We start from the raw sequence: 9,404 nt of genomic DNA, 5'->3' as shown, positions 1-9,404 counted from the left end.
CCAGTAAGACCGCGAAGCAGCTAACAGCTATTAAGCCGGGAGAGATGCTCTATCTTGAGTTCGATTCAGAACAGCAACTGGTGGCTCTACGCTTGGCACACAGCAAGATCGACAGTATTGAAATCGCGGTGACAGATGATGGCTTCGATGCCACGGAAATGAGTAGAGCGGTTGATACACGCAATGCACACTTGAGTGGTGTAATAGAAAACTCACTCTATCTATCAGCAAAAAAAGCGGGCCTGCCTGAGAAATTGATCATGCAACTTGCAGATATCTTTGGTTGGGATATCGACTTTGCGCTAGAGATTCGATCTGGAGATCGCTTTACCGTAATTTTTGAAGAGGACTATCTGGACGGCGAAAAATTGCGGGATGGCCCAATTCTGGCCGCCGAATTTATAAACCAGGGCCGTACCTACCAAGCATTACGCTATGTCGATGACACTGGACGCGCTGACTACTATACCCCTGAGGGTAGAAGTATGCGTAAAGCCTTTTTGCGTGCCCCTGTAGATTTCAGACGCATTTCTTCAAAATTCACCAGGGAGCGCTGGCATCCTGTACTTGGTAAAAAACGGCCTCACCGCGGTGTGGATTACGCAGCGAGAACCGGCACACCCATCAGATCCTCGGGTGATGGGAAAATCATCTTTCGTGGCAAAAAGGGTGGATATGGCAACACATTGATTATCCAGCATGGTCAAACCTACACCACACTCTATGCTCACCTCTCGCGCTATAATAAGAAAGCAAAGAAAGGTAGACGGGTTAAGCAGGGGCAGGTCATCGGCTATGTAGGTAAAACAGGAATGGCTACAGGCCCCCATTTGCACTATGAGTTCAGAGTCAATGGCGTTCATCGCAACCCTTTGACTGTGAAATTGCCAGCGGCGCAACCAATTGCAAAAAAATATCGCGATGACTTCCAGATCAAGGTTCGACCTTTGATCTCAACATTGGAGACTATCAGTCGCACACTTGTAGCTGATGCCAAAACCCAGCTTTAGAGCTGAACTCATATTTGCATAAACCTGCATGGTATTGACGTAATTACAGTTAGATTTGATGTTAATAATTACTGATACCTGGCATCCATAATAAAAGAGTTCCGTTGAGCAAGATAATTGGATGTAGGAAGCTCTATCTTTCTGGTAAGAATAGAACCTGCTGAGCGACCGATTCATACCCCCCTCTAAATTTCGTGAGGGGGGCACAGAGCATCTTCATCACAAAGCCATGCTATACACGAAAACGCGCAATTAAGTTTTTCTGTTGTACGGCAAGCTGACTCAACTCTTCACTTGCTCTGGCTGTTTGTTCAGCCCCCTCTGCCGACTGCGTTGCCCCATCACTAATATTCGAGACACTTCTGCTGACTTCTTCAGTTACAGTGCGCTGCTCCTCTGCGGCGCTTGCTATCTGAGTCGTATTTTCGCTGATAACTGAAACTTCTTTTACAATTGCTTCGAGGGTTAAACTAGTTTCTTCTGCAGCTATGACGGTCATCTTAGCCTTTTCATGCCCAGATTCAACAGAACGTACTGCATGAGTAGCACCAGCTTGCACACGTTCAATGATATCCCTGATCTCCAGTGTTGATTTTTGTGTCCTGCTTGCCAGAGTACGGACTTCATCAGCAACGACAGCAAATCCTCGTCCTTGCTCACCGGCACGTGCGGCTTCAATCGCAGCATTAAGGGCCAACAAATTTGTCTGTTCAGCGATACTCTGTATTACATCTATCACGTTACCAATTTCCAGGCTTTGATTCTCCAACTGTTTTATTGAATCGGCAGCTACAGCGACTTCGCTGGCTAGCTGGGAAATGCTATTTGTAGTGGACTCAACCTGGCTCTTGCCTTTTACCACCTGCTCATCAGATTCACGTGCAGAAGTAGCCGTTTGAGTTGCATTTCTTGCAACCTCAGTTGCTGTTGCAGTCATCTGATTAAGAGCTGTTGCAACCTGATCAGTCTCGTGACGCTGAACCTGAACACTATCACTGCTTTGCTTTGTAATTGCAGAAAGCTCTTCCGAAGTTGTAGCTAGCCTTGAAGTAACATCTGAAACCTGGCTAATAATTTCTTGGAGTTTATCGACAAAACCATTGAAAAGCACGCTTAGACGACCGAATTCATCGTCGCCGTCGATCTCTATACGACGAGTCAGATCACCCTCACCTTCAGCAAATTGCTTCAAGCTCTCCATGACGCGCTTTAATGGCTTACTGATAAGATTTGGAAACCAAATAGAAATTATCACGCATAGAATAATTCCGAAAGAAGCGATAGATAGCAGAGTCATTCTGGCATTGCTGGCTATTAATTCTGAATTTGTTACCGCCTCGCTTGAAGCGACTTCTGATAGCTCTGTTAACTTGTCAATTTCATCCCTAGCTTTTTGAAACTGATTGTCAGAATCAGAATAATCATTAAATGCCTTGGCTCGAGCCTCCTCACTATAATCACTTGATCGAGCATCGATGATTGCTTTGCTTTTTTGTTCCCAGGTATTGATCAGCTTAAGGAACTCATCGACACTCGCATTCATTTCTGAGGTCATTTCCATTTCCTTAGAAAACCTCTTCACACGGTCAACAGCCTGACCAATGTTCTCATCACGATCCTTAATTGCCTCCTGGAATTTTTGCGAGCCAGGTTCCACTGTTAATGTCAGCCATCCGGCAGTTAGGGCCTGATAAAGATCTCTGTCAGCCTGTAGCAAATCATTCATTGCCGGCATGAATTTGTGGCTTAAATCTTCAACTTCATGCGTCAGCATACTTACGCCTCTCCAGCCTAACATTGATACGAGAAGTAACAGGAGAGAGATTAAGATTAGTACACTTCTTAGTTTTAGAATAAATGATATATCTTTAAATTTAATCATTTCTTAACTCCAAATACATTTTCAGAACTGAGTGTGGTAATAGGCTTTATAGCCATGCCATCTCAAATTTAGTGTTATAAGCAGTAGTTAATAATAATTTCTGCTAGCACACTCCCATGAACTATTAAAGATCTATTTACTAGCTTAGTTTGAACTGGCAAATTCTCTCTTTACGTAATAGATAAAAAAAGAGCCTATAAGTGAACATAAAAACACTCAGTACACCCTGTCTCGAGTCATGGCAATTAGCCTCTCTATCTTTAGCTCATACATGGACAGTAGTATCTTCTTTTGTATTTGATGGATCGTAGATTATTGTTCTATTTCGTCCCTGTTGTTTGGCCATATAGAGGGCGCAGTCAGCCGCCTCCAACAAACATTTCGGCGAAGACTCCTGGCATTGACTCAAGGATGCCAAGCCAATACTTATGGTAATAGAGACACCATCAATAACGACCTGACTTACAGCTTTGCGGATATCTTCCGCTGTCTTCATTCCACCCTCTACACCTGTACCAGTCAAAATCACTGAGAACTCTTCACCACCATAACGACAGGCATAATCTGAATCCCTTAGCCGTTTCATCAAAAGGTGACCGAAAGTCTTTAACATCCTGTCACCCATACCGTGACCATAGGTATCATTCAGTCGCTTGAAATGATCCATATCCAACATCAGCAGGGTCAGGGATTTGTTTCGCTCTTTTGCCTCAGAAACTGACTGGGCAAGCACATCAGTGAGTGAACGCCGATTCAATAGCCCCGTCAGCTCATCCTTATAGGAGATGGCCTCCAGGTATGCTTCACGGTTTTTTTGTGCAGTCACATCGCGAATCAACGCAGCCTTACCGAGCATCTCACCCTGCTGGGTATGTATACAGGCAGCCATTACACTCAGATAGCGCTCGCCTAACAGAGCAGTCTCAGCATAGTTCGAATCGGGATGCTCCAGCAGTCTCTTCATGATTTCCGGATCGTTGACCAGATTCTCAAATTCCTGGCTGACAATTTCTGATCTTTCCTTTCCTATCAACTGTTCAGCTGAAGGATTTACTAAAACTATATCTCCTTCATTATCTGTAACAACAATACCTTCACCCGCATTAAGAATAATGGTGGTTAGCTTATCCTGCTCTAACTCCATACCTGTATAGGTTTCAAGCAATTTTTTAGTCATTCTGTTGAATGAACGAGCCATGTGACCTAACTCATCCTCACTCAACTCAGGTACCTGTTGATTCAGTTTCCCCTGCTCTACCCGATGCATTGCAGTAGTCACCCGTCTTATTGGTGACATAACCACATTGTTCAACAGCACATAAGTGATCGACAAAAACAGAACCAACACCACAAAAAGCACCAATGTGGCCCAATTTCGACTCTCCGAAATCGCCTGATCAATATTCCGCATTGAGGTTGTAAGTTGAGCAAAGCCAATGATCCCATTTGCACTACCATGGCATCGATGGCAAACAGACGTACCGAGAATGGGTGTCAAAACCTTATATTGTTGCTTAGCATCATCGATAATCCGGTATATTTCACCGCTGCTCCTTGCGCTAACCAAGGCTGGATCATCGTTTCCATACAAACGATTAATCTCTGTCTCTTCACGTTCAATAAATAGCGTTTCGCCATTTAATTTATTGACCTTGCGTATGGTGTCATTGTCGAGAAATGCCTCAACACCATTCAAACGCACAAAGCGGAAATCTTCTAACTCGAGTTCACTCTTGATCTCTTCTGCATAGCGCTGGGCAATATTCGCTTTGCCCGTTTCCATAATTACTCTGAGCCCCGCCACAACCGTTGAGACCATGCGATCAGTGACCAGCTTTTGCTCTTTGATGATAATTGCACGTTGGCTTTGGGTGTAGAATAGAATCAATCCCACCATGGATACCATGGCAGTTATACCGACCACCATCAAGATCTTCGCGCCGATACTGTTTTTTATCATGTCCTGTTGAAACCCGTGACCTGATCACTTCATCAATTTTGTTTTATAAATACCCTCTTATCCATAAGAGTGGTATATACCAGACTCTCTTTTTCAACTAGTTTGTTTAAACAACATTGTCAAAGTGTGAGACTGGCAATGCTCAACCTGTGGGAAATTCCAATAGTCCACTCAGGAATCAGAGTGGAGCCAATCCATGCAAAATAAGGAATATCCTTCATATCATCGACCATTTACAACTTGCCTTTAGTAATCTGATGTTTCACTGCCCTGGATCAGGGAAGTAGTTGATACTAATAAAGTAATATATAAGCAATCAAAGATCTCGGGTTCCAGGTCCATGCACACCTCTATCCAAGACACTCATTTCCTATTGCGTCGGCTCCATTCTCTGCTGGGCCTCCTGCCCATTGGTGGTTTTTTACTCTTTCATCTTTGGGAAAACTCCCAATCTCGGTTTGGCCCCGAGCACTATAATGAGCAGGTTGTTGGCTGGCTTCAAAGTCTCAACTATCTAACCCTTCTAGAGATATTCATGATCGCACTGCCGCTGTTGCTGCATGCAGGCTACGGTTTGGTGATACTGAAGAGTGGAAATAGCAATTTATCCACCTTCCCTTGGGCGGGAAACATCCGTTACAGTCTGCAGCGATTTTCCGGCATCGCAATTCTGCTGTTTTTGCTGATGCATATTGGCTGGACTCGTTTATGGGGAATATGGGAACCTGACATCAAAGCTGACCTTTTCACTCACATGCAGCAATTACTCTCTCATCCAGTCATATTTCTTCTCTATTTTTTCGGGCTACTGCTTTCCATTTTTCATCTATGTAACGGTCTATGGAGTATGGCCATCAGCTGGGGTATTACAACCACTCCTCAGGCTCAGCGGATCTGGCTCTACGTCTGTAGCATACTGTCGCTGTTGCTGTTTGCTCTTGGTCTACATGGCATGCTGGGCTTTTTGCTATGAAGAATCGACCCCGTAAAGTAATTGTCGTTGGTGGTGGTCTCGGTGGACTATGGGCAGCACTGCGAGTCGCTGAGGCCGGCTTTCAAGTCGAAATATTCTCCCTGTTCGAAGTAAAAAGATCCCACTCAGTCTGCGCACAAGGTGGTATTAACGCCTGTTTTGACACCAAAGGGGAGCATGATTCTGTTTGGCAGCATATCGTTGACACGATAAAAGGCGGATCATACCTGGCCAACCAGCCTCCGGTTAAATCGATGTGCGAAGAGGCACCAGGCTTGATCCAAACCTTCGAACGTATGGGAGTTACTTTTTCCCGAACAGCTGAAGGAATTCTCGATCTTCGCCTGTTTGGCGGGGTCAAACATCGACGAACTGTATTTGCCGGTGCAAGCACTGGACAACAACTACTGTATGGCGTTGATCAGGAGGTTCGTCGCCAGGAGTCGCTGGGAAGAATACAAAAATTTGAGTGGTGGGAATTTCTCTCCCTTGCGCTGAATAGTGATGGCGCCAGCCAGGGAGTCATCGCCATGAACCTGAGAACCATGGAGATCAAACCCTTCCCCGCTGACGCTGTGATTCTTGCCACTGGCGGTATGGGACAAGTCTATGGCCATCGCTCCACCAACTCCACCAACTCCACTGGCGCTGCCGCCTCCAGGGTCTATCAACAGGGTGCATGGCTAGCCAACACTGAGTTCTTTCAATTTCATCCAACAGCCATGCTGGGAAAAGACAAGACACGCCTGATGAGTGAAGCTGCCCGGGGTGAGGGGGGTCGCATTTGGGTTCCCAAAGATGCTGCTGATCGACGTGACGCCAAGCAGATTCCAGAAGGGGATCGATTCTATTTTCTGGAGGAGTGGTATCCAAGCTATGGCAATACTGTGCCTCGCGATCTCGCCTCAAGAGCGATCTGGGAAGTGGTTCATAAAATGGGAATGGGGGTTGCTGGGGAACACAAAGTCTACCTTGACCTGACCCATCTCAACCCCGGATTTATCGAGCAGCGACTACATGCGATTCTAGACATATATCGTAAGTTCCACGGTTCCGATCCAGTACATGAACCTATGGAGATCTACCCTTCAGCACACTATGCCATGGGGGGACTTTGGGTCGATTTTGAGAAGGATGATTCCACTGGAGGTATCAAGTCCGGCAGCCCACGAAATCATGCTACCAATATCAAAGGCCTCTATGCCTGTGGCGAATGCGACTATGGCTACCATGGTGCAAACCGGTTAGGTGCCAACTCCCTGCTCTCTGCCTCATATAGCGGCCGGGTTGCCGGGGAGTCTGTCGCCAGCTACCTTAAAAGTCTGCAGCAGGGTCACCATGACGACAACCACGAGATATTTAGGTCAGAGGTCATGCGCCAGAAAGATATCAACACAAAACTCATTAACAACCAGGGAGAGGAGAACCCCTACCAACTGCTGCATGAACTGGGTGAACTGATGTCGAGTCATGTGGGTGTGGTGCGGGACAATAACCGTTTACAGCAAGCAATAGAGCGACTGAAAGCGTTGCAGGAACGCAGCCAAAGGGTCAATTTGAAGGAGACAAACAACTGGAGCAATCAAGGCCTGGCGTATGCACGCCAGGTTCAAGAGATGGTACTCCTGGGTGAAACTATTGCGACCAGCGCGCTATTCAGAAATGAGTGTCGAGGCGCCCATTTCAAGCCAGAGTTTGAATTAAAGATACCAGAGAATAGTTACCCCGGAGATCCGGCATACGAAAACTACCGTAGCAAGTGGAAAGAGCAGAATGAAAGCTGGCTTAAAACCACGCTTGCTAAACATACAGCTGACGGTCCTAGCATTGAGTATGCAGCGGTAGACCTTAGTGTATTAGCACCAGAGGAGCCACGAGACTATCGTTGAGGATCTGGCTATGGCAGAGAGAATCGAATTTCATATAAGAAGACAGGATACCCCTTACAGTCCCCCCTATTGGCAGCGTTTCGCAATTCCTTATCGAGAGGGCCACAATGTAGTTTCTGCGTTGATGGTGATTCGAGAAAACCCCATCACCAACGACGGTCAAAGGGTAGATCCTGTAGCCTGGGAGTTTAACTGTATGGAGGAGGTCTGCGGTGCCTGTACGATGCTCATCAATGATCGCCCCAGACAGGCCTGCTCAACTTTAATCTCATCCTTGGAACAACCCATAAAACTCGAACCAATGAGTAAATTTCCTGTTATCAGGGATTTGATGGTAGATCGTTCCCGTCTTTTCTCAGACTTGAAAAAGGTTCATGCCTGGATCGAGATCGATGGTGCATGGGATATTCACCAGGGTGCGCCACGAATATCCCCAGAGGCATGGCAAGACAACTATCTATACAGTCGTTGCATGAGTTGCGGCAGCTGTCTGGAAGCCTGCCCTCAATATGGACATGAGCTGGCTTTTGTCGGTCCGGCGATACTGGCAGCCGTTCGACTGATGAACAACCACCCAACAGGGCGATATCATAAGCAGAAGCGCCTGCATGCCATTATGGGCGATGGCGGCCTGAGTGATTGTGGCAATGCACAGAACTGTGTTCAAGTCTGCCCAAAGAAGATACCTCTGACCACGGCCATCGGTGAACTCGGACGACAAACATCACTGCAGATGCTCAGAGACCTGTTTGGGGCCAGCGAATGAACCTCGACACACATCCTATTGTCTGAAGAGTTCAACTTCTCCAATAGATTGAAATATTGTTAGTGCTTCTAAACTAAAGGAAGGCTAATTCATCGCCTAGCTCGTAACAATATGTCACAGTAAGTCGACACGTTAGTGTTTATGATGATATATCCGGATTGGCCAAATACTTTCCCTCTCCATATACACCCAACCCTTACATAACCGAAGGAGAATCAATGATTATGAAAAGTACTCTCTGCTGCATGATTGTGGCACTCATAACGCTACAGGCCTGTACCACAGTCGATCCCTATTCACGGGAAGAGAAGACTTCCAAATCAACTACCGGGGCTGTAATTGGAGCTGTAGCCGGTGCTGTGATTGGTATAGCCAGCTCAAAGGATAAAAAGAAACGAAAGGAACGCGCACTTAAGGGTGCTGGTATCGGCGCAATTGCCGGTGGCGGTGTGGGCTATTACATGGATGTACAGGAAGCCAAACTGCGTCAGCGCCTGGAGAATACTGGAGTCAGTGTTACTCGTAATGGCGACAACATCATTCTTAACCTGCCTGGCAATATTACCTTCGAGGTGAATAAAACAGATGTAAAACCCGATTTTGTGGAAATTCTCGGTTCTGTTGCTTTGGTACTCAACGAGTACAAGTCAACCATGATCGAAGTCGCCGGCCACACCGACAGCACAGGATCAGAATCCTACAACCAGCTACTCTCACAACAACGAGCCCAGTCGGTTTCCGATGTTCTTAACCGCAACGGAGTGACAGGTGTTCGAATCGATACTGTTGGCTATGGTGAAAGTCGTCCGGTCGCATCGAATAACAGCCCGGCAGGACGTCAACAAAACCGCAGGGTTGAGTTGACTCTGCTACCTTACATTGAGAATAAATAGGTGTCATTGAGTAGATCCTGACAACCTTCAG

At 46.3% G+C, this 9,404-nt stretch carries 7 protein-coding genes (1 of these 7 running past the window's edge); 5 read left to right on the top strand and 2 right to left on the bottom strand.

Annotation, left to right across the window (positions count from 1 at the left end; translation table 11 throughout):
* Window positions 1-1,010: the 3' portion of an OapA family protein gene (locus AC4IE7_RS16510; protein ID WP_490777962.1), read on the top strand. Its footprint begins 460 nt before the window's first position; the window shows 1,010 of its 1,470 coding nt (coding positions 461-1,470); its start codon lies beyond the left edge, outside the window; the stop codon is at window positions 1,008-1,010.
* A gap of 232 nt (window positions 1,011-1,242) precedes the next feature.
* On the opposite strand, the gene AC4IE7_RS16505 is transcribed toward AC4IE7_RS16510, so the two are convergent.
* Window positions 1,243-2,784 carry a methyl-accepting chemotaxis protein gene (locus AC4IE7_RS16505; protein ID WP_490777961.1) on the bottom strand — a complete coding sequence of 514 codons (1,542 nt, stop codon included), beginning with the start codon at window positions 2,782-2,784 and terminating at the stop codon, window positions 1,243-1,245.
* Between the two features lie 373 nt (window positions 2,785-3,157).
* Window positions 3,158-4,852, bottom strand: coding sequence for a sensor domain-containing diguanylate cyclase (locus AC4IE7_RS16500; protein ID WP_490777960.1), 1,695 nt, complete (start codon window positions 4,850-4,852; stop codon window positions 3,158-3,160).
* Between the two features lie 340 nt (window positions 4,853-5,192).
* On the opposite strand from AC4IE7_RS16500, the gene AC4IE7_RS16495 reads away from it, so the two are divergent.
* The 4 genes from AC4IE7_RS16495 to AC4IE7_RS16480 all read left to right on the top strand — a co-directional run bounded on the left by AC4IE7_RS16495 (window position 5,193) and on the right by AC4IE7_RS16480 (window position 9,373).
* The gene (locus tag AC4IE7_RS16495; RefSeq protein ID WP_490777959.1) at window positions 5,193-5,825 is read left to right on the top strand and encodes a succinate dehydrogenase/fumarate reductase transmembrane subunit; all 633 of its coding nucleotides are present in this window, start codon (window positions 5,193-5,195) and stop codon (window positions 5,823-5,825) included.
* Window positions 5,822-7,714 carry a succinate dehydrogenase (quinone) flavoprotein subunit gene (sdhA, locus tag AC4IE7_RS16490; RefSeq protein WP_490777958.1) on the top strand — a complete coding sequence of 631 codons (1,893 nt, stop codon included), beginning with the start codon at window positions 5,822-5,824 and terminating at the stop codon, window positions 7,712-7,714. Before AC4IE7_RS16495 ends, sdhA begins: the two co-directional genes overlap by 4 nt.
* Window positions 7,715-7,724: 10 nt before the next feature.
* Window positions 7,725-8,480 (top strand): succinate dehydrogenase iron-sulfur subunit, encoded by a 756-nt coding sequence (gene sdhB / locus AC4IE7_RS16485; RefSeq protein ID WP_490777957.1) that lies wholly within the window; start codon window positions 7,725-7,727, stop codon window positions 8,478-8,480.
* Window positions 8,481-8,704: 224 nt separating this feature from the next.
* The gene (locus tag AC4IE7_RS16480) at window positions 8,705-9,373 is read left to right on the top strand and encodes a YiaD family glycine zipper/OmpA-like lipoprotein (RefSeq protein ID WP_490777979.1); all 669 of its coding nucleotides are present in this window, start codon (window positions 8,705-8,707) and stop codon (window positions 9,371-9,373) included.
* Window positions 9,374-9,404: the final 31 nt, after the last annotated feature.

The sequence above is a fragment of the Candidatus Thiodiazotropha sp. AKAK3 genome (assembly GCF_058244645.1).
The sequence above is the reverse complement of the archived record's forward strand: the minus strand, read 5'-3'. Positions and strand labels throughout refer to the sequence as shown.

Coding starts and splice junctions, on each gene's coding strand:
- AC4IE7_RS16505 (WP_490777961.1), bottom strand. CDS start 2,784: ATGCTGACGCATGAAGTTGAAGATTTAAGCCACAAATTCATGCCGGCA.
- sdhB (WP_490777957.1), top strand. CDS start 7,725: ATGGCAGAGAGAATCGAATTTCATATAAGAAGACAGGATACCCCTTAC.
- sdhA (WP_490777958.1), top strand. CDS start 5,822: ATGAAGAATCGACCCCGTAAAGTAATTGTCGTTGGTGGTGGTCTCGGT.
- AC4IE7_RS16495 (WP_490777959.1), top strand. CDS start 5,193: ATGCACACCTCTATCCAAGACACTCATTTCCTATTGCGTCGGCTCCAT.
- AC4IE7_RS16500 (WP_490777960.1), bottom strand. CDS start 4,852: ATGATAAAAAACAGTATCGGCGCGAAGATCTTGATGGTGGTCGGTATA.
- AC4IE7_RS16480 (WP_490777979.1), top strand. CDS start 8,705: ATGAAAAGTACTCTCTGCTGCATGATTGTGGCACTCATAACGCTACAG.